A 26,321-nucleotide genomic window follows, 5' to 3' on the forward strand; every position below is an offset into this window, starting at 1 on the left:
TCATTGAGCCAATCCATTGACATTCCTAAGCTTGATGCCTTAGCGCAAGAACTGGCGACTATCCAGCAAACAGGTTCCAAACGGATTGCCCTGCTGGGGTCGCGTCACGTTCCGATCACCCATCAAAATCTCATTGAGATGATGAGCTATGCCTTGGTTTTAACCGGGAATCGACTCATCACCTCTGGTGCTACCGGAACCAATTTTGCCGCCATCCGAGGGGCGATGCGAGCCGATTCTAGCCTGCTGACTGTAATTTTGCCCCAAAGCTTAGAGCGTCAGCCACGGGAATCGCGGGAGCAGTTGGAACAGGTAATGCATTTGGTAGAAAATCCCGAAAACGACAATTTATCGCTGGCTGAAGCCAGCGCTCTATGCAATCAAGAGATAGTTTCTCGGTGTCAGCAGCTAATCTGTTTTGCGTTTCACGACAGCCACACCCTGCTCAAAACTTGTCAGGATGCGGAAGAACAACGCAAAGTGGTGACTCTGTTCTACTTTGATTAAAAAGACGCGATGCATTAAGAGCGCTACCGCTGGCGTCTCTACAATAAAGCTATGATCCCAGTACCTGCTATTCTGCTCGACTGCATTGCCGCAGCCGCTGTTCTGATTTATATCCCCTTTTTGGTGGTGGGTTACGCCCGTGTGACTGTGGGGTATGACACGGCGGCTCCGCGAGCCATGTTTGATAAGCTGCCTCCCTACGGACAACGAGCTACTTGGGCGCACCAAAACTCGTTTGAAGCATTTATGATATTTGCGGCGGCAGCCCTGATGGCTTATGTGACAGGTGTAGATTCGCCCTTGGCAGCGATCGCTGCGATCGCCTTCGTTGTTGCCCGGTCATTATACTCCGTTTTTTATATTCTCAATGTCCCAATCGCGCGATCGCTAATGTTCGGCATCGGTACTCTGAGCAGTAGCACCTTATTTGCCCTCAGCCTCCTTTCTGCCAATAGCAATTAGCGATTTTTCTAATATCAATTTAGCCAACCACTAACGATTCTTTATGGCTTCTACATACTCTTTTGATATTGTCAGCGATTTTGACCGGCAAGAATTGGTCAATGCCGTAGACCAAACTGAGCGGGAAATAAAAAGCCGCTTCGACCTCAAAGACACTAAAACTACCCTCGAATTAGGCGACGACGTTATTACAATTAGCACCGATAGCGAATTTACCTTGGATGCTGTTCATACCATCCTGCAAATTAAATCCGCCAAGCGCAACCTTAGCTTGAAAATCTTTGATTATGGCAAACCTGAATCAGCGGGTGGTAGTCGCATTCGGCAGGAAATCAAACTGCGTAAAGGACTCAGCCAGGAAATCGCTAAACAAATCACCAAACTAATTCGGGACGAAATTAAAAAAGTGCAACCCTCAATTCAAGGTGATGCCGTGCGAGTTTCTGCTAAATCCAAAGATGACTTGCAACTGGTAATTCAACGCTTGAAGCAGGAAGATTATCCGGTTGCTTTGCAATTTAATAACTATCGCTAAACGGTTTTTAAACGCAAATAACGCGGAGGTTTTGCAAAAATACGCAAAATTTTGGTTATTCTCTGCATTTTTGGAGTGGTTAAAACTTAAGGTGAACAGTGCCCTTGAGTTAACATCATTCTAAAAATAAAAGCCCAATTGCTTTGTGAAAATATCCCAGCAAGACAATACAGATGAAGTTATTCCTTGCTGCTCTTGGTGCAGTCATCATTGGTTACGTGCTGGGATACTCTGTCAAAATTATCCGTCAAAGTAATGAAGCCTTAGTAGAGCGCTTGGGTCGATACCATCGAACTCTGAAACCAGGTATCCACTTTATCTTGCCTTGGCTTGATACGATTGTCTATCAGAATACGACCCGCGAACAGGTTTTGAAAATTGAGCGCCAGCCAGCGATCGCGAAAGATAATGTGTCCCTGGAAGTCGATGCAATTGTGTATTGGCGCATCCTAAATTTAGAACGCACTTATTACACTGTTGAAAATATTGAGATAGCGTTAAAAAACTTGGTTATCTCTATCCTGCGCTCTGAAATTGGTCGAATTAAGCTAGAGCAAGCGGTTCATTCTAGAAGCGAAATCGCTCAAACTTTATTGCAGCAATTAAATGAGGCGGTTGCGAATTGGGGGATCAAGATTACCCGTGTCCAATAGGATATTGCTTTTTTAGAAAAATACTGGAGCCTCTGAAATTGGGAAAGCTGCTGAAATTAAGACTAGAACCTGCTAATGTCTGAGCCAGAGGAGAAATGGATAAACAACCAAAAATCGACCGCCAGCGAGAGCATCAAGCCAATGAGCGGACATTTCTCGCTTGGTTGCGTACCTCGATTGCATTGATTGGATTTGGGTTTGCTTTAGCTCGCTTTGGTTTATTTCTACAGCAACTGCAAACCGCCGTCACAGGTCAGGATAGCACTTCTCACTCGTTCATCAGTTCCCAGAGCCTTGGCATCAGTCTGGTGGTTGCTGGCATTGTCCTAATTGCCTTTGCTGCATGGCGCTACAACCAGGTTTTTTGGCAAATTGAGCGTAGCGATTATCAGGCAAATCGTCTGTTTGTCTGAATAACGGCTGGAGTGGTGATGATTTTAGGTGTCCTCAGTATCCCTGTCCTCCTCTGGCGACAGCTACCCGTTCCTCATACTCCCTCTTCTAGCAAAAGTGGTAAAGTTTATCGCCAGCTTAAGCAGCCTGCTGCCTCTTTTGCACAAACTGTAAAGCATCAAAATTTTTAGAAAAAGTGCCTTTCTTTTTATTTGCATCAAAAAAGTGAATCAAAATTATTTGAAAATCGTAAAGTTTGTTTTTGAAAGTCTAAAAAACTTTACTTTGAATTAAGGAGTTTAAAAATCAGGGTTGGCGAAATCCTGCAATTTTATTTATGTGTTTTATAATTTTAAGGGTATCAAGCTGATAACTTAATTAAGTTTTCAGCATTCAATAGATGTGATGGGATATTTAACTACGAGTTTGGATTATTTTTAAGTCGGTGATTCAAATCACATCTAGGCATACAAGAACCAGATGAGATGCGGGTTTTAAACTCTTGATTTAACGTGATTTGGTGCAGAAAAGCTTAGTTTGCATCGCTGCGAATTCTATTTGAACCGGCTCTGGTGCCAGATGTAAATTGAAGCAACAAATATTTAACAATACAGCTAAATTTCTTGGGACGGAAACGAACTTTGGCAAGGTTTATTTTTCAGTAAATGAGAACAATATTAAAAGATGTTTCGGTGAAAATACTGAGGCTTTTTGAGCGGGAATAGACTCAGATAGAATCGAGTTAACAATAAATACTTGTGAGGGTTGCGATGTCGAGAGTATTAGTCGTCGATGATGTGCCGACTGAACTAGAGATGATTTGCCGAATTTTACAAGAAGCGGGGATGGAAGTGGTGAGAGCGAGTGATGGAGAGGAAGCGATCGCTCGCATCCAGGAGAAGCCACCCGACCTCGTGATATTGGATGTGGTCATGCCACGAATGAACGGATTTGAAGTGGTGCGGGAGTTACGAGAGAACGAGGAAACTAAACACTTACCTGTCGTGTTTTGTACGCAAAAAAATACAGAGATTGATAAAGCTTGGGGAATCGAGCTGGGAGCCGATGCTTATGTAAGTAAGCCACTTGAGGCGAAACAGTTTATTAATCTGGTGCGACGCCTTCTCTAAGAATTAAAAATTAAAAATTAAAAATTAATCAATAATTATAATTTTTAATTTTACATTTTTAATTGTTTATGCCTCGCCAATTCGTTCTCTTTGGTCAAGACAAGAGCCTGTTTGCAGTCGAACTAACGGCAGTCAGAGAAGTGCTGGTTTTGGGCGATCAAACCATTACCGCTGTTCCGAATACGCTTCCTTTTTTATTGGGTTTAACCAATCTGCGAGGGGAAATTCTGGCAGTAGCAGATTTTGGTCGGTTCATGGGTGCCGACCCTGTGGAAAGTCACGAAGCTCGGAGTCGGATTTTAGTCGTAGAAGCGCCCGACCCGCGCGATATCAATCTCCCATCGATGCGGATGGGATTAGCAGTTTCTCATGTCGAGGGTGTGCTATCTCTCGATCCCGATCAAATTGTCTCGGCAGCAGAGGTGAGTGAGGAACTGGCTCCTTTTTTGCGAGGCTTATATGACTGTCAGGGACGCTTACTCATGATTGTGGATGTAGAAGCGATCGCGCATTCGGATCGCTGGTAAATCATAGATTGCCGGAGCCATAAGATGGAAAGTTCATATCAGCCGATAGAGGTGCCTCAGTCTTCCGACCTCATCGGGACACTTCAATCCTTTTCTAAAAAAGCCACTATAGCAGTCATTGCAATCGGTTGTGCGGTACTACTAGGTTGGATGTTTAACATTCCCATCCTGAAAAGCATCTTGCCAGGTCTGGTAACGATGAAAGCAAACGCAGCGGTGTGTTTTATCCTCAGCGGTACATCGTTGTGGTTGTGGCACCGTTATCCCGCTGACGAGTCGAAGCGCCGCTGGGGACAATGGTTTGCCGGGATCGTTATGGTCGTCGGTTTGCTCACGCTGATGCAGTATGTTCTGGGGTGGGATTTCGGCATTGACCAACTTCTGTTCAAGGCGTCGTCAGACACCTTTGGCACTTCCTCCCCTGGTCGGATGGCTCCCAATACTGCCCTTAATTTTTTGATGTTGGGGGTGGCTCTACTGCTGTTTCTCGGCCCCTATATTAATTATCAAGCCGCTCAAATTCTTAGCTTAGCGGCATTCTCAGTCGCCTTGCTGGGGGTACTGGGCTACCTTTATGGTGTGAAATCCCTTTATGGGATTAGCTCTTACACCCAAATGGCCTTGCACGCAGCAGTGGGATTTGCGCTTCTTAGCACCGGCATTCTGTTTGCTCGTCCAGATCGAGGGGTGATGGCAGTTGTCACCAGTCAGAATGCAGGGGGTATGATGGCGAGGCGGATGTCACCGGCTGTACTTGGAATTCCGCCACTTTTAGGTTGGATAATCTTAGCCGGGTACCGGGCGAAGTCTTTGGAAACCGAGATCGCCATCTCGGTTTTAGGTAGCTTGAATATTATTGTTTTTGCCGTTCTGATTTGGTGGAATTCTCGAAACCTGAATGGCATTGATATCAAACGCCAGCGCGCAGAAACGGAACTTCGCACCCTGAATCAAGAACTCGAACAACGCATTGATGAGCGCACGGCAGAATTAACGGAAGCGAATCAAGAACGCGATCGCTTCTTTACTCTCTCTCTTGACCTGCTGTGTATTATCGGATTTGACGGCACCTTTAAGCGCCTCAATCCTTCATGGACAAGAATCCTGGGCTTCGCGGTCGAGGAACTTTTGGCTCAACCGTTTATTGAGTTTATCCATCCAGATGACCGAGACAAGAGCTTAGCCGAAGCCGAAAAACTGACTGTTGGTTCGCAGGTACTGTATTTTGAAAATCGCTACAGGTGTAAAGATGGCTCCTACCGATGGTTAGCGTGGACTGCGAATGCGGCGACTGAAAATCAAGTGATGTACTGCATTGCCCGCGACATCACCTCCAGCAAGCAGGCAGAAGCTGCACTCAGGGAAAGTCAAGAACGCCTAGAGGCAATCATCGACAATTACACCGCTGTCATCTATCTCAAAGACTTGGAAGGTCGTTACATTCTGGTCAATCGCCAGTATGAACGCCTCTTCCACACGACCAAAGAGCAGGTTATTGGCAAGACTGACTACGATTTCTTCTCGAAAGAAATCGCTGATGCTTATGGTGCCAACGATCGCCAGGTATTTGAAACCGGAACTTCTTTAGAAATGGAAGAGGTTGCACCTCAAGACGATGGACTCCACACCTACCTTTCCACGAAGTTTCTCTTAAGGAATTCGACAGGAACTACTTACGCCCTCTGCGGGATTTCCACCGACATTAGCGATCGCAAGCGGACAGAAGAAGCATTGCAGCAACAGGTGCAGATGCTGGATTTAGCCAATGACACCATAATGCTTCGGGATCTCGACGATCGCATCGCTTACTGGAATCAAGGCGCAGAAAGGCTCTACGGCTGGACAAAGGAAGAAACCGTAGGACAATACATCCACGCATTTTTAAAAACCATCTTTCCCCAACCCGTCGAGGAAATTAAAGCCGCGTGTCTGCGGGATGGACGTTGGGAAGGAGAACTCATCCACACCAAGCGCGATGGGACACAGATCGTTGTAGCGAGTCGCTGGACATTGCAACGGGAGGAATCCGGTCAGCCCAAAGCAATCCTAGAAATCAACAATGACATTACTGAGCGCAAAGCTGCTGAGGAAACCATCCGTCAGAACGAGGAAAGGTATCGCTCATTGATCGCCGCCACCTCGCAGATAGTCTGGGCGACAGACGCCCAAGGACAAGTGGTTGATATGCCAGCTTGGAGAGCGCTTACAGGTCAAAGCAAGGAACAAGTGAAAGGCTGGGGATGGATGGACGCCGTGCATCCAGAAGATCGCGATCCCACTGCTCGTATTTGGAATAAAGCCCTTGAAACGAAGAGTCTCTATCAGGTTGAGTATCGTATCCGAGCCGCAGATGGCAGCTATGGATACTTCTGGGTTCGCGGGATTCCCGTCTTAGCAGAAGATGGTAGTATCCGCGAGTGGGTTGGCGTCTGCACCGACATTAGCGATCGCAAACAAGCGGAAGCAGATTTACAGCGAACAGCAGCAGATTTGGCTCGTTCCTCGGCTGAACTTCGGCAGCAAACCAGTATCTTGCAATTGGTACTCAACAGCATGGGTGAGGCAGTCATCGTCGCCGATGAAACCGGAAAGTTTTTACTGTTCAACCCCGCTGCGGAGAAAATGTTCGGATTGGGTTCAGGAGATGCCCCCCCCGATCGATGGTCAACGCAGTATGGCTTGTTTTTGCCCGATACCGTGACCGTTTACCCAACCGCAGATTTACCGATGACAAAGGCAATCCGAGGCGAAGCTGTTGACGACGTAGAGATGTTTACCCGTCATGCTGGTATACCAGAAGGTTTGTGGGCAAAAATTAACGGTAGACCGCTGAAAGACGACAACGGTGTCCTCAAAGGCGGGGCGATTGTTTGTCGCAACATCACCAGCGACAAGCAAGCCCAAGAACGTTTACAACAACTCGCGAAGGAGCAGGAACGCCTGCTGCAAGAACTGAAAAACCGGCAAAATGCCCTTGATGAATCGGCGATTGTCAGCGAAACCGACTTAAAAGGAACCATTACCTATGCTAACGAGCGGTTCTGCCAAATCTCTGGATACACCCAGGAAGAACTAATGGGGCAAAACCATCGCATCGTTAACTCTGGCTACCACCCGAAATCCTTTTTCCAAGACTTTTGGGCTACAGTTTATCGGGGCGGTGTGTGGAAAGGAGAAATCAAAAATAAGCGCAAAGATGGTTCTTTGTATTGGGTTGACACTACAGTGTCCCCAATCTTTGACACTAATGGCAATATCATCAAATATATCGGGATTCGCTTCGACATTACCCAGCAAAAAGAAGCGGCTGATAGACTTATCAAATTAGCAGAAGAGCGAAAAGTTGAGGCAGATTCTCTAACTCAACAAGTCGTCAAGCTTTTGGGTGAAATTAAGGGTGCAGCCAAGGGAGATTTAACGGTTAAAGCTCAAGTCACCAATGACATCTTAGGAGCATTAGCAGACTCTTTCAACTACCTTGTCACCTCTTTACGGAAAGTAGTCATTAATATCCAAGATGCAGCGGCCCAAGCCAATCAAGCCACAACTGCATCGATTGGTAATACTAACGAACTAGCACAGCAAGCTCGCACCCAAGCCTTGCAAATTGAGTCCACCTTAAAACAAATTGAGCGGATGCTCAACTCGATTAAAGATGTTTCAGATGCTGCAAAACGAGCCGAACAAGTGGCACAGCAAGCCGCTACCACAGCAGAAATGGGAGGACAAGCTGTAGACCGTACAGTTGATGGAATTAACGAACTCCGCCAAACGATTGCCGAAACTTCAAAAATGATGAAACGTCTAGGCGAAGGGTCGCAACAAATTGGCAAAATTGTAACATCTATTTCTCAAATTGCTTCTCAAACAAACTTGCTGGCATTAAATGCCACAATTGAGGCAGCACGCGCCGGAGAACAAGGGCAAGGCTTCGCAGTCGTAGCGGAGGAAGTTCGCAAGCTCGCAGAACGCTCTGCCTCAGCAACCGAAGAAATATCAGAGATTGTGAAAACAATTCAAGATGAAATTAGTCGGGTGATGAGGGCAATGGAATCCGGTACTCAACAAGTTGTTGAAGGAACGCACATTGCCGCAGCTGCCAAGACGAATCTGATTGCGATTATTGAAGTCAGCCGCGAAATTAATGCTTTGGTACAAAACATTACTCGTGCTGCTCAAAAACAGACAATTTCGGCAGAAGAAATTGCAGGCAGTGTGAAGCAGGTGAACGTTATTTCTACCAACACTGCCCAAAAAGCGGAAGACGTAACGAATTCACTTGGTGGGTTAGCTGTTGTCGTGAATAAACTCCAAAGTTCAGTGACAAACTTCCGCTCGCAATAAGCAGTCAAGGATTCAGAACCTCACTCCAGCACCCCTTATCGCTTTTTGGCGAGGGGTGCCGGAGGGAAACAGAAAAATGCCAGACAAATCAAATGGAGTAATTAAAATTAATAACTTCTTTTTTTTATTTAATACCATTCCGATTTATGTTTACACCAGGCAAGTTTTTTAACTAACAATTAAGCAATAATTAGCATATTTGATAGGTAGCATTGTCACAAAGATGGGGATGAATTAAATAAAATCCAAAGTCACGTCTAAAGGCTGACTTATTTAAAGGAAAAAAGTATGAATTCGGATGATTTCAATGAGCTAATAGGTATCTTTGTAACTGAAACTCAAGAATTCCTGCAATCCCTAGAAGCCAATCTTTTATTGATAGAAAGCAGCAGTGAAGTTGAAGCGCGATCGCAAGCGGTTCAAAACCTATTTCGAGCTGCCCACTCGATAAAAGGTTCGGCTTTGATGTTTGGTTTTGAAACCTTATCGACAGCGGCTCATTGCCTGGAAGATAGCTTTGCAATTCTGCGCGATCGCGCTGATTTATCCCAAATCAATCCAACGACGATTACCGCTTTGCTGCAAGGGGTCGATCTCCTGAGAACCATCGCCAACCAAGTCTGTCAGCCGGAAGGCAAGGATAATGGAGCAACAATGCAGGCAACCTCTGTAGCTGAAGTGGAAGCGATCGCCCAAATTCTAGCCCAGCTAGAAAATCAGTATGCTAAGCCCGCTGCTTCCAGTAATGGCTCTAGCCTTAACAATCGGGCAAACCTGCAAACTATTAAAAGAATTTTTGAACAAGATTTACTTCCGGTTTTTAACCATTTGGAGACGGAACTTTCTCAAGTTAAACCAGAAACTTTAGAGCAAACAATAGCGACGCTTAACCAAGTTTATTACCAACTTTCAGGGGTAGCTGGGATGCTGCAACTGGCAGAATTTGGGCAAATTGTTGAGTATTTGAGAACTTTGATTGACACCCCCCATCTGAGTGTAGAACTCCTCCAAAAACAGGGATGGGAAATTGCCCAAAACTTGCAATCTGCCCGCACTCAGCTATTGCAGGGAGAAGCCATTACTATACAGCCCTTGAATGGAACTGAGCTAAAAGGACTGAGGACTGAGGAGTTAGGACTGAGGAGTGAGGAAGCAATACTCTCCACTCCAGAATCACCAGTTGATAATTCCTCGATACCCTTCAGTAATAGGACTGAGGTGACAGGACTCAGGACTGAGGAACCAGCCATCTCTACTCCAGAATTACCAGTTGAGGATTCCTCAACTCCAGCCTCTCTCCTCAGCCCTCCGTCCTCACTCAGTCCTCAGTCCTCAGTCCTCAGTCCTCAGTCCTCACTCAGCCCTCAGCCCTCACTCAGCCCTCAATCCTCACCTGTTTCTTCCCCCACAGGTTGGCAACGCCCGACGATTCGCGTAGATCTAGAACGCTTAAGCGAATTAGTGAATTTGGTGGGCGAATTAGTGATTAACCGGACAAATTTGGAACTACAAGAAGCTCAATTACGCACTGAAGCGAAGCGCATTCGGAAGAGTATTGTAGCTTTAAATCAATTTGGAACTCAGCTGCGAGAAGAGTATGACCGCCTTAGCACTGAAAATAGCAAAAGCGATCGCGCAAAAACCACAAATGCCTTTACTAAATCTTTGCCTTCGACTTTCGACTTATTAGAATTAGATCAATATACAGAATTTCACTCTACCGCTCAATCTGTAATTGAAACGACCGAAGCGATCGCGCTTTCGGGAACCAAAGTTGACGAAATCGCGGTGAAATTTGAACGCAGCACCGATCAACTCCGCCGCATTACCGACCAGTTGCGATCGCGTGTCATGCAACTGCGAGTCGTCCCCTTCAGTCGGGCGGTTGATCACCTCCCTCGCGCTTTGCGGGATCTGTGTCGCCTGCACAACAAAGAAGTCAATCTTCTCCTCCTGGGACGAGACACCACCATTGATGAAAGCCTGCTAGACGCCCTGCGCGACCCCCTAGTGCATCTGGTGCGAAATGCCTTCGATCACGGCATCGAAACTCCCCAAGCCCGCCTCGCCCTGGGGAAACCCCCCAGCGGTCAAATCGAAATTGAAGCCTTTCACCAAGGCGGACAAACCATCATTACCATTACCGATGATGGACGAGGAATTGACCCGGAAGCCATCCGCGCCAAAGTCGTGGCAGGCGGCTTTGTGGCAGCCGAACAAGCTGACGAACTGTCGATTGCCGACCTCTACGAATTCCTCTTCTGGCCTGGTTTCAGCACCACCAGAGAGGTCACGGAACTTTCTGGTCGGGGGGTGGGGCTGGATGTGGTTCGCACCAATCTGCGGCAGGTACGGGGGACGGTCAAAGTAGATTCACGACCGGGCAAAGGTACTAGCTTTATCCTGAAATTACCACTCATGCTATCGATCAGCGACGCCTTAATGGTTAAAGCAGATCGCAATACGGTAGCAATCCCTCTAGACGCCGTAGAGGAAATTCTCCACATTCAAGGGCATCAGATTCAAATGGCTGGGACGCAGACCATGTTGTGGTGGCGAGAAGAATTTATCCGCCTAGTGCGTTTGCAAGAATTACTTCACTATAGTATCCCTCATCCCGACGGCCCCTCTCCCGACCCCATTGCCCAGGACTATATCCCGGTGATGGTTTTAGCTTCCAGTGAAGGTGTTCTCGCTGTAGTCGTGGAACGTCTCATCGGTCAACAAGAAGTCGTGGTAAAAGCCCTACCGCTTCCCCTCTCAAAGCCTCGGGGGATTGTTGGTTGCACGATTATGGGAGATGGTCAGGTCGTAACGATTTTAGATGTGGACGATCTAATCGGGCAATTTTATACTCAAAGCGGCACCACAATTTCAGTTGATAATAAATCAGATTTAGGGACACGACATAGCACGCCACTCCTTGCCCCGACAGGAAGTTCTCAACCCCAAATTTTGGTCGTCGATGACTCTTACACGATTCGGCAGTTACTCTCGCTAACGCTAATTCGCGCCCGTTACCGAGTCGCGCAAGCCAAAGATGGTCAAGACGCTTTATCTAAATTAGAGGAAGGCTTAAACTGCGATTTAATCATTGCCGATATTGAAATGCCCCGGATGGACGGATTTGAACTGTTGCGAAATCTAAAATCCCAGCCTCAATTTGCCTCGATTCCCGTTGCCATGTTGACTTCCCGGAGTGGGTTCAAACACCGTCAGATGGCATTAGAGTTAGGAGCGATTCAATACTTTACTAAACCTTACAACGAAGTTCAGTTATTAGAAGCGATCGCTAAATTAATTAAACATTGAAGAACTTATGAATCGCCGATTTCGGACTAAAGCTCTCGTCTCAACTCGTGTTTCCAAGCGAAAACTGGTTTCGTTTCAGATGGGAAGCGAACAGTACGCGATCGCAATTGACCGAGTTCAGCGCGTTCTCAAAGCCTTTACACCCCACGCTGCCCTAATCAACGGTCGCCGGTTAATGGAATACGAACAGGAAGCGATCGCGCTTATCGATCTATCAGCGCTATTTCTAAAATCCCACGAAACAGACTACCACTATCTAATTGTTTGCACCATCAAGCAAAAAGAAAAATTAGGCATTCCCGTCTCTGAAATGCCTAAAATATTAGAAGTATCAGAAGAAAAATTTGAGAAAATCCCAGCTTTTTATCAACCCGAAGATTTACCCGTCGCTATTGAACAAATTATCCACGCACCTGAGGGTGGTCTCGTATTCTATCTCAATTTAGATCGCCTATAAGTAGGCAGAATTAAGTATTTTTAGATGGATAAGCGATAGCGTAAACTATGCAGACATTAGGTTTTCTCGCGTTTTAAATTACTGTCTAGATAGCAATCCTAATTCATTTATTAAGTCTTGGATCTCTGCGCTTACTTTTCCCTGGCGCTCTATATAGCGCTAACGTGCATGGCTGATGAAAATCAAGTTCCTGGCTAATCGCAAAATTCAGGTTTATCCAACTCAAATTTAATTTTCCCAGTCCGTTAAAACGGGCTTGAGCGATTAGCCAGGAACTTAAGTTCCTGGCGGGATAAAAGCGTAGCGAGACTAACTTACAGCCCAGACATTACTTCTCTCGCTGCTGCCAAAGTGCGGTCAATATCTTCATCTGTGTGCGCCAGAGAAGTAAATCCAGCCTCAAACTGAGAAGGTGCCAGATACACACCCCGCTCTAACATTCCGCGATGGAAGCGGCTAAACTTGTTCGAGTCAGACTTTTTAGCATCTTCGTAGTTATGGACTGGCCCTTGAGTGAAGAACAAGCCAAACATCGCGCTAATGCTACCGCCGCAAGCCGCATGACCTGTTTCCTTAGCAATTTGCAGCAAGCCATCACTGAGCTTCTTTGTCATCTTGTCTAACTGCTCGTAGCTGCCTGGTTTTCGCAGCAATTCCAGCGTTTTGATTCCGGCAGTCATCGCCAGAGGATTCCCCGAAAGCGTCCCGGCTTGATACACTGGCCCGGCTGGAGCAATCATCGACATAATATCGCGGCGTCCACCGTAAGCACCCACCGGCAAGCCACCGCCGATTACTTTACCCAGCGTTGTCAAGTCAGGCGTGATGCCAAATCTCTCCTGTGCCCCACCGTAGGCAATCCGGAATCCGGTCATGACTTCGTCAAATACGAGTAACGCGCCATTTTCTTGCGTAATCATTCGCAAGCCTTCCAGGAAACCCGCGTCCGGCGTAATAAAGCCAGCATTGCCCACCACTGGCTCTAGAATCACCCCAGCAATCTGGTCGGGGTTTGCGTCAAATAAAGCTTTGACGGCTTCCAGGTCATTGTAGGGGGCGGTGAGCGTGTTGCTGGTTGTCGTCTTGGGAACGCCTGGAGAATCCGGCAAGCCGAGGGTAGCGACGCCGGAGCCAGCTTTCACCAGGAACATATCGGCGTGACCGTGATAGCAGCCTTCAAATTTAATTAACTTGTCGCGTCCGGTGAAAGCTCGCATCAGGCGCAGAACTGCCATGCACGCCTCGGTTCCGGAGTTGACAAAGCGCACCATTTCAATGCTGGGTACGGCGTCAATCACCATCTCTGCCAGCACATTTTCCAACACGGAGGGGGCACCAAAGCTGGTGCCTTTTTCCAGGGCTTCGTGCAAGGCACTAATCACTTCTGGATGGGCATGACCGCAAATCGCGGGTCCCCAGGTGCCAACGTAGTCGATATATTGGTTGCCATCGACATCCCAGATATAGGCACCTTTGACGTGGTCAAAGACGATGGGTTGTCCTCCCACCGATTTAAACGCCCGGACTGGTGAACTGACACCTCCTGGCATCAAATGTTGAGCAGCGGCGAATATTTCTTCTGACTTGGTGGTTTTCAAATTTGTAGAAGTAATCAATGTTATCTCCTCGTTTTGATGATAAAATCTCTGCCTCAAGATAGGCGAAAGCTGCGATCGCAGAGATTACGCTGTTCAATTATCCTACTGAGGGTAATGCCAATCATGTCCTACCAAACGAATCAGAATTTACCTGTGAGTGTTTGCTCTTGTTTCTGGAAGGCAGCCTAGGAGTTCCGATCGGGTAGCATTCAACTTGGTAGTTCGATTCAGCGATTCAGTTCGACGGTTCAATGGTAGCTTCGATGGTAGACAGAGGACTTCAAGGCTCACAAGGTTCTCATTTACGCTGTCAGAAGTCAATCAGCCAGCCTGGTTAGCCAGCTTAAATAGCATCTTTGGCAAATGCCTGGAACTGCTTCTTGCAACCTCTTATTCACTTTAGCGAACAACCCGGAAGAATATCTGAGGCATCTAGAACGGGTGCTGAGCAGTTGGTGGTGAGGAGTGATATCTTGTACAAGTGAGTCATTTGTACTGAAAATGCCAGCTGCTGAACCCTCTGCTTTAAGCCAATCCATCCCTGTCGATCGAATCCGCTACAACGAGCAGGGACTGGTGCCAGCGATCGCGCAAGATTATCTGGATGGTACGGTCTTGATGATGGCTTGGATGAATCGGGAGTCGTTACAGAAAACGCTGGAAACGGGACAAGCTTGGTATTGGAGCCGTTCTCGTGGGGAGTTGTGGCATAAAGGTGCGACTTCGGGGCATTTACAAAATGTGCGAAGTCTCCGTTATGACTGCGATAGCGATGCGCTGCTGGTTACTGTGGAACAGGTGGGAGAAATTGCCTGTCACACCGGAGAACGCAGCTGTTTTCATCAAGTAGATGGGGAAAAAGCGCCGCCTCCCGCAGATACCTTGTCGGATTTGTTTGCGACGATTTGCGATCGCCGAGATAATCCTAGCGAAAGTTCTTACACCAGCAAGCTATTTGCCGGTGGAGATAACAAGATTTTGAAAAAAGTTGGCGAAGAATCTGCTGAAGTGGTGATGGCTTGCAAGGATGACGACAAGGACGCGATCGCGGGTGAGGTTGCTGATTTGTTCTATCACACCCTGGTTGCTTTAGCTCACCATCATGTTGATGTTAGAGATGTTTATCGCAAGTTGCAGGAACGCCGTCGATAATTGATTGGCGACCGATATAGCCTAGCCATTGTTGGCGCAAAAACAACGATTGTTCACAGAACTAGCAACAAGCAAATCTATCTCAAAGCGTTTTGCTTGTTTACTGCAATAGGTACTGTCAAAATAGATTATTTCACGAGCATAAAGAATGTGCGGTAAACAAGGGCGATGTCCTCAAAGGACGACCTTCGGTTCGCTTCGACTTTAGTTGAATTGTAGAAGTGTAGTTTTCTGCAAAAATGAGATATTCCCGCAAAACTACCACAAGTGGCGATTGATGAATAAAAAGTGTAACCGGATTAAACGATTCACAAGTTTCTTAGCCTTCACCTATCTTTTGCTACTTGTACATTCTCCCCAGGTTAAAGCGCAGGATTCCTCAAATAATCTGGAAACTGCACCTGAGTTACTAAAAACACCGCCTAATCAAAAAAAGCCGACTGAAGTCTCAATTGGTATTTATATTACTAACTTCGCTAATATCGATCAAGCTAACGAAAGCTCTGAGATAGTTGGCTACCTATTTGCTACTTGGAAAGATCCACGCTTGGCATTTAAACCAAAAAAGGATGAAGAAAACACAAAATATTATAATATTGAAGATATCTGGCAACCCGGTCTAGAAATTATTAACTCTAAAGAATTTCGCGAACAAACTAACAATGATGTTCGTGTAGAAACAAATGGCACCGTTCATTATCAAGAAACTTTTAAAATAAATTTGTCCTCTGGGTTAGATTTAAAAAGATTCCCATTCGATTCTCAAAAAGTCAATATTCTACTTGAATCTTTTAAATATGATATCAACAAAGTGAAATTAGTTTCACAGAATTCGTTAAGTGGACTCAGTAAAGACAGCTACGTTTCCTTGGCAGAATGGTACATTCAAGGAGTAACCACACGAGTAGAACAGAAAAAATTCGATCCTGAGAACACTTACTATTCTCGATTGATCTTTGAAATTAATATTAAACGAAACTATGGCTTTTATATCTGGAAAGTAGGTATTCCACTGTTACTCCTAACAATCATTTCGTGGATGGTATTTTGGATTGAACCAAAAGAATTTGGCACACAGGTGTCGATAAGCATTACAAGTATGCTTTCTGTAATTGCATTTAGCTTTACAGTGAATGATGCCTTGCCACGGGTGGCATATTTAACGTTTATAGATGGATTCATTTTTTTGTGTTATGTCTTTGTGTTCCTATCTCTCTTTATAGTGATCCTGGTACATTACCTGAGTACAACAGGAAAAGAAAAAAAAGGATTCATGGTTCAAAACAATTCTCGCTGGTTTTTCCCAACTACATTTAGTATCAGTAATCTCCTATTGATAATTTTGATTATGTTGACGTAAGGGTTAAAATTTTATGAAAAATGGCGGTCTAAGGCGGCTTTCTATTAGCGAGACAAAATTCGATTCAGGTACTGCAAAATGGCAATGGTGATGGCTACGCTTAACGCGAAGCCTAGCCACAAACCATGCGCCACAGCGGGCGGTTGATCTAATGCCCAGCCACCCACTGTAGGGCCAATGAAATAGCCGATTGCCCAACAAAGAGAATTGATTGAAAAATATACGCCACGTTGAGATTCGGGGGCTAAGACTGTAATGAGAGAAGATGCTGAGGGAGTGTAGGAGACGAGGGCGATCGCAAACACTCCCATTGCTAAAATTGCCCACACTAACTGACTTGATGCCGCGACTCCTGTAAACCAAATTAAGCTAAATCCTAATCCCCAAAATAGGGCGGAAATGCACAAGGCGTAGGGATGGCTCAAGCGTTTAAATATTCTGACAACTGGCAGCTGTAAGAGAATGGCTAAGACAAGGTGCCAGGTAAATAAAGCACTAATGGTTGTGGGGGAAAATCCTTTTCCAGATTCTTCTACACGCAAGAAATTGCTGAAGTACAGGGGCATTGTACTTTGGGTTTGCGAGATATAGGTGGTGAAGATGATGTTCACTAAGCAAAAAATCAACAGACTGCGATCGCGCAGTGCCGTTGCCCAACTGCTGAATGCTTGTTGTTGGCGTTCTCCTGGGTTGTAAGTTTCTGCGATCGCTGCATAGACGACCCCAAAGAACACCACAAATGAAATCGCATCAAGCACAAATAGCTCTCGATAAGCCCCCGTCGTGCCAATTAATACACCTCCCAATACAATTCCGATGCCCATCCCCAAATTGTCTGCGAGTCGCGTTAGGGCATAAGCTTCATTGCGCTGCTCTCCCTGTGTCAAATCTGCTACTACGGCTTCTGTGGCAGGCCAATATAAACCGATGCCCATGCCCATGAGCAAGTTACCAACCACGAAAATGTGAAAATTGTTGCTAATCGCCAAGACCAGGGAAGCAACTGCCGAAACCGCTGCTGAGAGTAACAGGGTGTGTCTGCGTCCCCAAAACTGCGAATCTGCAAACGAACCGCCCAAAATACGCCCAACTACGCCAGAAATGGAGGCGCTGCCTAAGCCAATCCCGACTTGCGTGGCGGAGAGTCCCACTTGATTGACAAAAAAAATCGGGGCGTAAAACAAAGTAAACCCAGTGCCAATCCCTGATAAGAATCGACCAGCGGCAAGAATCCAAACTTGGGAATTTAGCTGAGGCAACCAGGACGTGGCTTTGCGGAAAAATGTCATGGGGGAGAGGAATTAGAGGGATTTCTGAAGGCAATTCTGCGGGTGAACGGACTTGTCGCGTATCCACTTCAATACAGAATTGCTTGAATTGAGCAGAATCGGTTTTTCTCAGGTGATAAAGAAAGATAGTGAAAGCAAAAACGCGATCGCGCGATTCCTCTCAAGCTTTCGGTTCAAGCTTTCGGTGCGATCGCTCATAGCTCTAACCTCAGATAGAGACCACCCTAGCTTCTTATCGTTACATTTAGTTACATAAGCTAAACATTGCTTAACAAACGTAGCGATAAACCCGGAGTTCCCACCATGCAAGAGACACAGAAAGTAACCACTCCCGTCATGGACGATCGTAACGCTTGGAGATACGGCTTCACTCCTCAAGCAGAAATTTGGAACGGGCGTCTAGCGATGATTGGCTTTTTAGCCGCTGCGCTGATTGAAATCTTCTCAGGTCAAGGCTTCCTGCACTTCTGGGGTCTGATCTAGAATTAATTCCCTCCCATTCTCGTCATCATGTCACCTCAAGTAATCCGCCTGGGAGTTATCAAAACGCTCCCAGGTTTTTTTTATCTTCAATTGTCGCTAAGGAGTGATGGGAAGCGATCGCTCTCTATCCCCCTAATGAACTCCCATATAGGAAAATAATCCAGTAGCCAAATCCCAAGCAATGAGCAACGTGAAGCCATTTCTCTTCTTGACCGATTTAGACAATACCTTAGTAGGCGATGACGAGGCTCTAGAAGAACTCAAGCGCCACCTGAGCCAGCATCGGCAACAATACGGGACAAAGATTGTTTATGTAACAGGTCGTTCCCCCGTCCTCTACCAAGAACTGAAGACCGAACAGGAGCTATTAGAACCCGATGTCCTCGTTCTCTCTGTTGGGACGGAAATTTACCGAGATGGCAGCGATACACCAGATCCAGCTTGGGTAGAGCAACTTTCTCACAACTGGGATCGCGATTTGATCGTCGCCACAACCGCTCATTTTTCTGACCTCGTTCCCCAACCGCCATCCGAACAACGCCCCTTTAAAGTTAGCTACTTCCTCGCCGAGGAAGCCGCCGTTGAAGTTCTCCCTCAGCTAGAAGATTTGTTGGAAGAACGCAAGCTAGATGTCAAGTTGGTCTATAGCAGTGGCAAAGACTTGGACATCCTACCTCGCGGTGGCAATAAAGGAACTGCAACCACGTTTCTGCGACAGCAATTTCAGATGCCTCCCGAACAAACCGTTGTTTGTGGTGATTCTGGCAACGATGTCGCCTTCTTTCAGTCCGGCGAGGAACGAGGAATCATTGTCGGGAATGCCCAGCCAGAACTCCTAAAGTGGCATTACGCCAATCCTTCGATTAATCGCTATTTAGCAAAAGCGGATTGCGCTGGAGGTATTCTAGAAGGTCTGAAGCATTTCGGCTTTTTAGAATGAACTTATCCTACATCCTCAACATCTTTGCATGATCGGCTATCTCAAAGGGACGGTAGCTGGCATCCAGAAAAGCACCGCCAATCGCGTCATCCTGATTCTGGAAGTTAATCAGATTGGGTACGAACTGCATATCCCGCCGCGCCTGGAGGCTGAGCTACCGGCGGCGGGAGAAATGGTGCAAGTTTTTACACACCAACAAGTTCGAGAAGATCAAGTCCTCCTATATGGCTTTGGCTCCGCTGCGGAGCGGGATTTATTTCGCGCCCTCGTCAGCGTCAGCGGGATTGGTGCCAGAGGCGCGATCGCCCTCTTAGACACCTTAGGGCTATCAGATTTAGTTCAAGCAATCGTTACAGGCAACACTCGCACCTTAGCGAAAACTCCTGGCATTGGTAGCAAAACCGCCGAACGTCTGGCGCTGGAACTGAAAACTAAACTGGCAGAATGGCGTCACTCGGCAGGGGTAACTAGCACGACTACTGGCCCTTCCGCCGCGATTTTAGAAGATGTGGAGATGACACTACTGGCTTTGGGATATAGCAATAGTGAAGTTGCCCAGGCGATCGCAGTTGTCAGACAAGATGCCCTGTTAGCGAAAAGCACGAATGCAGAAGATTGGATTCGAGGTGCGATCGCTTGGTTGAGTCATTGACCTCCTCCCAGCACTCTCGTTGGAGTCCCGATTTAACTCAGGTTTCTAAATTCACAATCGACATTCCTACCTGTAAGGAATCGGCACTTCAACTTAAACAGATCAGAGCCAACCTTTAATTTCTACATCAGTGAGCGATCGCTCTAACTTGACATATTCACTTTTGGTCGCTTGTAGAATATGTTTCATCATCACTGGCTCTCCGGCATTGGCTGCTAGAAAAGCGGCATTCAAGGAAATATTGCGGATATTTCCTCCCGCTACATTCAGCTTTGCCAGCTTGCTCATATCTAGCCCTTCAGTCGGGGTCTTTTTGGGGAAGATACGCTGCCAAATTTCTGCCCGTTGGCTGGCATCGGGGAAGGGAAACTGCACAATAAATCGGATGCGGCGTAGGAAAGCTTGGTCTAACGAACCTTTCAAGTTAGTCGTCAAAATCGCCAAACCCTGATAAGCTTCCATCCGCTGTAGCAAATAGCTAACTTCGACGTTAGCGTGGCGGTCGTGGCTATCTTTCACCTCAGTGCGTTTCCCAAATAAAGCGTCAGCTTCATCGAATAGCAAAATAGCACCGCCTGCTTCAGCAGTATCAAATATCCGCCGCAAGTTCTTTTCGGTTTCTCCAATATATTTACTAACGACTGCACTCAAGTCGATGCGATACAGGTCTAACCGCAATTCCTTCGCCAGTACATCTGCTGCCATTGTTTTACCTGTACCGGAAGCCCCTGCGAATAAGGCGCTGATACCTAAACCCCGACTGCTCTTACCAGCAAATCCCCAGACTTCGTAAACTTTAGCACGTTGCCGAAGATGAGCGGAGATATCGCGCAGAATCTGGCGTTGTGCTTCTGGCAGCACCAAGTCGTCCCAAGTAGAATTTGAATCAATGCGTTGAGCTAAATCATCTAGGCGTGGACGTGCTTGGACGCGACAGAAATCCCATAACTGATTTTGAATTGGAGAATCTACTTCAATTTCTAATTTTTCACTTTTAATTTTTAATTGTTCGCAGGCAGATTGAATGGCGGGACTGCTGAGATTGAATTGAGAGACTAGCTCCTCTACGTGTCCGTTTAGTTCAGCAGCGACTGAGCCTAGATTAGTTTTCCAGATAGCAAGTTGTTCGCTGCGGGTAAGTTTGGGAACGTCGAAGGCAATTAGGGGGCGTTGTGGTGAATGCAGCCGTTCTTCTGTAGTAATCATTAGTGGGGTCGTGGTGCCTTGAATGAGCTGCAAAATTGCGGTTTCTCGGACTGAATCACCTGCATTGAAGCGATCGCAATCCAGCAACAGAACACTACCTGTCAAAGCGACTTCGCGTTCCCAGCGTCGGAACAGATGAATCAGGTCGTCCGGATCGGTTGGTAAGCGATGGGCGGATATGAGTTTTAAGGGATGCCCCATGAGGGCGCAGGCAGCGACAGCGATTGCCCATTTGTCGCCTACGTCTAAACCACACAGTTGCGGGATAGAGAAAGTAGAAGAATTTCCCGCTTCAGACAAGATAGCTGCTAGCCTGTCTGCTAACTGCTGGTGGGACGGTTGTAGGGGTGTATGGCAATACGCTTCTACAGGCAAGGGCTGAATTAGACTCATCAGGCGATCGTCCTGATACGGTTCGCCAAAGAGATAGTGCAGCACGCTCTCATCAATCTGCAAAGAACAGAAGGTAATGACTTGACCTGTACCGACTTGCAGTAATTGCCAGTGACGCAGAGGTGCTTGGGGGGTAAAAGCACTCCAATGACTTTGGGGAAACACTTCCAAAGCTAAACCAAAGGTCGGATAAGCCATTTCCCGATTTCCTTGAGCGTTAGCGCACAGGGCTGAGAAATTAGGAAAAATTGCCATACCGACGCACAACAGCAAAATATTGCGCTCGAAGGGAGACAGGTTGAAGGTAGTGCAGAGTTGCTCTAATGCTGAGGGGGTTGACATAGAGGCAGCGATCGCATCTAAATTCAATTGCTCGTCCGCAACTGCTTCAACGGCTCGATTCTGCTGGCGATCGATGTACTGCTCTAATTTCCGATGCACTCCCGCTACTGCGGTCATCAGATAGTGGGAATTGCTTTTATACCAGCGGTCGGTGGTTGTGATATTCATTAGTTTTCTGACTTCAAACCGCCATGAGGAAATTACGGATTTAGCCTCTAGAACTAAACACCTTCAAATTTCTCTGGATTGATGAATATATTTAGTGGCAAATTAAAATCGTAAAGTTAAGTATTTAAGCTTAAAAAATCATTAATTTATTTTGTAGCAAATTCGGTTATTCTAAGCCCCTTTTCATGACAGCCCGCGTAGGCAAGCTTTGTTTGTGTGGTTCCGCTCCTTTTCATAGCAGCCTGCGTAGGCAGGCTTTGTTTGTATAGTCGCGACTTTAGTCGTTTGGCTAAAGTTTCGGGATAAGGGAAAAAGGCTTTTAGAACCAGCTTGGCTATCAAAGCACAACAGCAAATTTACGATTTTTATTTTTTCATACTTCTCAGTAATTCTCCGGGAAAGATGGAAAGAAGCTGTAACTATTAGGTCTCTAATGCTCGATGTATCCCTGCCACTGCGGTCATCACATAGTGAGGGTTGGCTTTGTGCCAGTTAGAAGTGGCTGCTATATCCATTGATTTTTCCACCTTTACCCGAAATCGCCTAATTTACAGATTTTATCTATCTAGAGGAGTATCTATTTTATTAAAATTTATTCCCATGCGTCCTTGACGATTTAAGCAAAGATATGATCTAAAGGCTTAAAAATTTCCCACGCTGGCACGAGAGGCTCAATATGACCTACAAAAGAGTGCAAAAATCTTCCTCTTGGACTCCGCAAACCCAGGCGAAAGCCTCTCGCTTTGCCCCACCTCCAATGACCGTGCAGGCAAAACAACCTGTTGACGAGCATCAGTCAGAGTCGCAAATGCCCAGCTACACCCCCTTGCCAGCAGACTACGTTCATCCTTTGATGAGAAGTTTGAATTCGGCTGAGCCAATGCAGGAGCGGGCAGAAGCACTACAATCTGAGTCTGAGTCCACTGTTGAAGACAATATCCAGATGTCAGCCGAGGCGGAGGCTATCCAGCGCCAGCAAGAGTTGGAAGACGAAGGCGAGGAAAAACTGTCGGTTCAGACGAAGCTTACGATAGGGCAGCCAGGAGATAAATACGAGCAGGAAGCTGACCAGATGGCAGCGCAGGTAGTGCAGCAGATAAATGCGCCCTCTCCTCAGTCGTCAGGTCAGAGTAACCCAGTCCAGCGGCAAGAGATGCCTCCTGAGGAAGACGAACTTCAGATGAAGCCAATGGTGCAGCGTCTGCAAGCCAGCGGAGGAACGGTTACGCAAGATGTGGAAGCCTCAATTCAAGGGGCGCGGGGTAGCGGACAGCCACTGGCAGATAGCATCCGTGTACCGATGGAAGGGGCGTTTGGAGCTGATTTTAGTAGCGTTAAAGTCCACACCGATTCTCAATCTGACCAGCTCAATCAATCAATTCAAGCGAAAGCTTTTACTACAGGACAAGATATCTTCTTTCGTCAGGGAGCTTACGAACCTGGAAATCGGGAGGGACAAGAGTTAATTGCCCACGAGTTAACTCATGTGGTACAGCAGAGTGGCGGTACGCTATTCGGAGCAGTGCAAGGTAGGTTAATTCAGCGCACGCCGGATGACCTTTGGAACGCGGTGAATAGCGAGCAGGACGTTAACATTAGTCAGGAAAAAGCCAAAGAGATATTAAAGAATGATTTCTACTCAAACTGGTTTCTTGTGAGAGATTACTTGGTAGAGGGTAAATGGAAAGGCAAGGAGAAAGCAGAGATTTCGAGAAAGCAGCCTTGGTTCAAAAAGCTAATGCTGGAGAGTTTCATCAAACTGCGTCAGACGGAGACTAACAAGCTTCTAACACATATACGAGATAATGAACTCGCAACTGGTGAATTCGAGAACTTAGAACCGGAAGATCGCCTGAAGTGGTCGAGTGCGGGTAGCGAGACACTAACTTCTGACATTGATGTCAATCTCAAAGGTGCAGGCTCAATCGCAGCCGTCACGCTGTTCAATCAACTGTTCAAGACAGAACTCAAATGGCCTAACGAACCTGGCACAGTCTTTGATGTCAACGTCTATGCTCAAGACTTCATGGAAAAGAAGCCATTCACGCTTGATAAGAACGAAAACGAGAATACCGCAAAAATTATTCCGCAACAGGAAGTCGAGCTAAAAGGTGATGTCTTTACTAAGTTTGCTGCCGATCAAGATATGTGGTCGATCTTAAAGATGCGAATCCACATGACCCAAGAAGAATGGGAACAATATCAAACCTCTATTGTAGGAGATAGCTTAAAGCCATACGACGAAGGCGCTCAGTACCAAGAAGGGATGGACGTAGAAACATACCATAAGCAACAAAAACTCCGTATACGCTTTGCAGAAGCTGAAGGTTACTACAACGAGTATCAGTGTTTACTTCAGGAGAAGATTCTCCAAATAAACACCAGCACTAATGAGGTTTATGTCACCCTGCGGAAGAATCTCGAAGCTGGTAAACAGTATCTCTCCAAGCATCAAGCTGCTGATACGAAGAAGATGGCAGCAGCTAACCTAATTTACCAGGAACAACTGGATGAAGTTGCAGCAATTCGTCTGTATTTGCAAGACCTTAAAGATTCTAGCAAAAGCAAAAATACTATAGCTCTTCAGAAAGAAATTGATCAATACTCCGTGCGTCTTAAAACAGCACTTTCACACTCGATTGTTTATGCCAATGAAGCCTATTTTACTCAGGGTGCAGTTCACTTCTCCGTAATTGGTCAGCAGATTGGTAAAAACATTAAAAATGAAAAAGGTGAAAGATATAATAAAGTCGAACTTCAATTATCTGACGAAGAATATCTCCACTCCTTCCGAGAACAAGTAGGAGACACGCTTAAGGTATTGCACGAGTACAGTGAAGCAGAAATTTGGAAAGCTGCATATAAAGCTGGTAAATATATAGACCGTATGCTCAAATCTGCTGCTCCTTTAGTAGGTTCGTCTCAAGTGGCACGGTTTAATGATTTGTCAGAGGTAGGTAGCATCGCGATCGCGCTCAAGGATGAAGGCGCAAATAGTGAAACGCAACAGAGTAGGCTCAATCCGGTTGCTGGAGTAATGGCAGATAGCGTATCCGGTTTCCGCAATCTGATCCTTCAGTTTGGGGTAGATGTTGAAAAAACCTATCAAAATAACCAGGAAGCGAAAAAAGCAGCCGAGAAGAATAAAGTCGAGGAACAACCTAATCTTGATGAAATTCAACGACCAAAAGCAGATAGCAATAATTCTGTAGGGGCAGAAATGCAACAAAATATTGAACAAGCAGAAGACAAATTTGCTGGTTTGGTCGAACTAGCTCGTCAGATGTGGGGGATTTAATGGCTAGTCTTTTCACTGCAATTGTCTTGCGCGATGTGCCGAAGTTGTCTGCTCAGATTGACTTATTTAAATATCCGCTTAAAGGAGGTTTTCGGGGGTTTTCTTTGGTTCCGCCTGGAGTTCATTATGTAAGCGTTCAGGCTGAGGCAACACATCCAGGATTTTGGTGCTATCTGCATCCAGATGAGGTAGTTGTTAAAGTTTTTGACTATACTTTACAACAGTTTGTGGATGACAATTCCGAATCTGTCGCTACCTATCAACAATTAGCCATCAACGGTTCTATGGGAACAGCACTCTTTCCTTATCCCCAAGAACAGTGGGAAAAGTGGAGGAAATTGACCCAATATATTAATTCCAGCGATTTTCCGCCGCAACTTCATCAAGAGATAGTTAGCGAACCACCAGTCAATCTGCCAATAGCAGAATTATCTGACTGGATGGAACAACATCACAAGTCTCGCTTTGAACTAGCTCTATTTGATACTCATAAAGGCGATGAAGAAGCGTTTTTGGGGGAACTTCAGTTTTCTTTTGTGCGCTGGCTGGTTAATTCCGAAAATAATGGAGATGCACAAGCTTTTAACCGCTGGCAACACTTACTTCTATCCATCTATAATGCAGGTGAAAGAATAATCTCTCAAAATTCTAATTGCTTTGCGGCTGTAATCGATACCCTGATAGCACAATTTGAATGCTTGCCCGATAGTATGTTTGAACCAAATAGCTTTGTTAACCACGATGCTAGTTATTTGGTTGAAGATATGCTCGATACGGATATCGAGGAACTGGGGACGAAAGGTCGAGAATTTGCTGCTTATTTGGAAAAACGGAGGACGAATGGGTAGCATGGCATTCTATCAAGAGATAGCCAGCACCAAGGCGATCGCAAACTCGGCAGATTAATTAGATAAACGAACTTTATGCCTCAATGACCGAAATTTCCTCAGAACTGTTTTAGGATGCGATCGCGCTAACGAAAACGCAAATACAGGAAATGCGATCGCGTTTCTAAAATAAGTCTGCGTAAAATGGTACAACCTCGCCTTACTGCTCCTCTAGTCGTAGCGAGATGGGTTGGGTAAACTCTAAACATAATATAGAAAACTAGAGTTTCCAT

Annotated in this window: 19 protein-coding genes and 1 pseudogene; 17 read left to right on the top strand and 3 right to left on the bottom strand. The window is 46.1% G+C overall.

What is annotated here, in order from left to right; translation table 11 throughout:
- The first annotated feature begins 3 nt into the window (after nt 1-3).
- From NDI44_RS23110 to NDI44_RS23155, 10 genes and pseudogenes are all read left to right on the top strand, one after another.
- Nucleotides 4-507, top strand: coding sequence for a DNA recombination-mediator protein A (locus tag NDI44_RS23110; protein ID WP_190415828.1), 504 nt, complete (start codon nt 4-6; stop codon nt 505-507).
- 51 nt (nt 508-558) lie between these two features.
- Nucleotides 559-969 (top strand): MAPEG family protein, encoded by a 411-nt coding sequence (locus tag NDI44_RS23115; protein ID WP_190415830.1) that lies wholly within the window; start codon nt 559-561, stop codon nt 967-969.
- Between the two features lie 43 nt (nt 970-1,012).
- The gene (locus NDI44_RS23120; RefSeq protein ID WP_190415832.1) at nt 1,013-1,504 is read left to right on the top strand and encodes a YajQ family cyclic di-GMP-binding protein; all 492 of its coding nucleotides are present in this window, start codon (nt 1,013-1,015) and stop codon (nt 1,502-1,504) included.
- A 173-nt stretch (nt 1,505-1,677) separates the two neighbouring features.
- The gene (locus NDI44_RS23125; protein WP_190415834.1) at nt 1,678-2,157 is read left to right on the top strand and encodes a paraslipin; all 480 of its coding nucleotides are present in this window, start codon (nt 1,678-1,680) and stop codon (nt 2,155-2,157) included.
- A gap of 95 nt (nt 2,158-2,252) precedes the next feature.
- Nucleotides 2,253-2,741, top strand: a pseudogene (locus tag NDI44_RS23130) (DUF202 domain-containing protein).
- A gap of 579 nt (nt 2,742-3,320) precedes the next feature.
- On the top strand, nt 3,321-3,680 hold the full coding sequence (locus NDI44_RS23135) for a response regulator (RefSeq protein WP_190415835.1): 360 nt from the start codon (nt 3,321-3,323) through the stop codon (nt 3,678-3,680).
- 68 nt (nt 3,681-3,748) lie between these two features.
- A complete protein-coding gene (locus NDI44_RS23140; protein ID WP_190415837.1) occupies nt 3,749-4,207 on the top strand; it encodes a chemotaxis protein CheW in 459 nt (152 codons plus the stop codon).
- 24 nt (nt 4,208-4,231) lie between these two features.
- Nucleotides 4,232-8,551, top strand: coding sequence for a PAS domain S-box protein (locus NDI44_RS23145; RefSeq protein WP_190415839.1), 4,320 nt, complete (start codon nt 4,232-4,234; stop codon nt 8,549-8,551).
- 288 nt (nt 8,552-8,839) lie between these two features.
- A complete protein-coding gene (locus tag NDI44_RS23150; protein WP_190415841.1) occupies nt 8,840-11,863 on the top strand; it encodes a hybrid sensor histidine kinase/response regulator in 3,024 nt (1,007 codons plus the stop codon).
- A gap of 7 nt (nt 11,864-11,870) precedes the next feature.
- Nucleotides 11,871-12,320, top strand: a complete 450-nt coding sequence (locus NDI44_RS23155; protein WP_190415843.1) for a chemotaxis protein CheW — start codon at nt 11,871-11,873, stop codon at nt 12,318-12,320.
- 314 nt (nt 12,321-12,634) lie between these two features.
- On the opposite strand, the gene hemL is transcribed toward NDI44_RS23155, so the two are convergent.
- Nucleotides 12,635-13,933 (bottom strand): glutamate-1-semialdehyde 2,1-aminomutase, encoded by a 1,299-nt coding sequence (gene hemL, locus NDI44_RS23160; RefSeq protein WP_190415898.1) that lies wholly within the window; start codon nt 13,931-13,933, stop codon nt 12,635-12,637.
- Nucleotides 13,934-14,419: 486 nt separating this feature from the next.
- On the opposite strand from hemL, the gene hisIE reads away from it, so the two are divergent.
- Both hisIE and NDI44_RS23170 read left to right on the top strand, forming a co-directional pair.
- Nucleotides 14,420-15,070 (top strand): bifunctional phosphoribosyl-AMP cyclohydrolase/phosphoribosyl-ATP diphosphatase HisIE, encoded by a 651-nt coding sequence (gene hisIE, locus NDI44_RS23165; RefSeq protein WP_190415845.1) that lies wholly within the window; start codon nt 14,420-14,422, stop codon nt 15,068-15,070.
- 277 nt (nt 15,071-15,347) lie between these two features.
- Nucleotides 15,348-16,430, top strand: a complete 1,083-nt coding sequence (locus NDI44_RS23170) for a hypothetical protein (protein ID WP_190415847.1) — start codon at nt 15,348-15,350, stop codon at nt 16,428-16,430.
- A 44-nt stretch (nt 16,431-16,474) separates the two neighbouring features.
- On the opposite strand, the gene NDI44_RS23175 is transcribed toward NDI44_RS23170, so the two are convergent.
- Nucleotides 16,475-17,719 carry an MFS transporter gene (locus NDI44_RS23175; RefSeq protein ID WP_190415849.1) on the bottom strand — a complete coding sequence of 415 codons (1,245 nt, stop codon included), beginning with the start codon at nt 17,717-17,719 and terminating at the stop codon, nt 16,475-16,477.
- A gap of 303 nt (nt 17,720-18,022) precedes the next feature.
- On the opposite strand from NDI44_RS23175, the gene NDI44_RS23180 reads away from it, so the two are divergent.
- The 3 genes from NDI44_RS23180 (at nt 18,023) to ruvA (ending at nt 19,794) form a co-directional block, all read left to right on the top strand.
- The gene (locus NDI44_RS23180) at nt 18,023-18,202 is read left to right on the top strand and encodes a chlorophyll a/b-binding protein (protein WP_190415851.1); all 180 of its coding nucleotides are present in this window, start codon (nt 18,023-18,025) and stop codon (nt 18,200-18,202) included.
- 190 nt (nt 18,203-18,392) lie between these two features.
- Entirely contained in the window at nt 18,393-19,142 is a 750-nt protein-coding gene (locus NDI44_RS23185) for a sucrose-phosphate phosphatase (RefSeq protein WP_190415900.1), read from the top strand.
- A gap of 28 nt (nt 19,143-19,170) precedes the next feature.
- The gene (gene ruvA / locus NDI44_RS23190) at nt 19,171-19,794 is read left to right on the top strand and encodes a Holliday junction branch migration protein RuvA (protein WP_190415852.1); all 624 of its coding nucleotides are present in this window, start codon (nt 19,171-19,173) and stop codon (nt 19,792-19,794) included.
- A gap of 102 nt (nt 19,795-19,896) precedes the next feature.
- Here ruvA and NDI44_RS23195 read toward each other — a convergent pair whose 3' ends face one another.
- The gene (locus NDI44_RS23195; RefSeq protein ID WP_190415854.1) at nt 19,897-21,903 is read right to left on the bottom strand and encodes an AAA family ATPase; all 2,007 of its coding nucleotides are present in this window, start codon (nt 21,901-21,903) and stop codon (nt 19,897-19,899) included.
- A 676-nt stretch (nt 21,904-22,579) separates the two neighbouring features.
- Here NDI44_RS23195 and NDI44_RS23200 point away from each other — a divergent pair.
- Both NDI44_RS23200 and NDI44_RS23205 read left to right on the top strand, forming a co-directional pair.
- Entirely contained in the window at nt 22,580-25,201 is a 2,622-nt protein-coding gene (locus NDI44_RS23200) for a DUF4157 domain-containing protein (RefSeq protein WP_199305018.1), read from the top strand.
- Nucleotides 25,201-26,049 (top strand): AAR2 pre-mRNA splicing protein, encoded by an 849-nt coding sequence (locus NDI44_RS23205; RefSeq protein ID WP_190415856.1) that lies wholly within the window; start codon nt 25,201-25,203, stop codon nt 26,047-26,049. Before NDI44_RS23200 ends, NDI44_RS23205 begins: the two co-directional genes overlap by 1 nt.
- Nucleotides 26,050-26,321: the final 272 nt, after the last annotated feature.

Source organism: Trichocoleus sp. DQ-A3 (assembly GCF_039961975.1).
In the GTDB taxonomy this organism is placed as follows: Bacteria; Cyanobacteriota; Cyanobacteriia; order Cyanobacteriales; family FACHB-T130; genus FACHB-T130.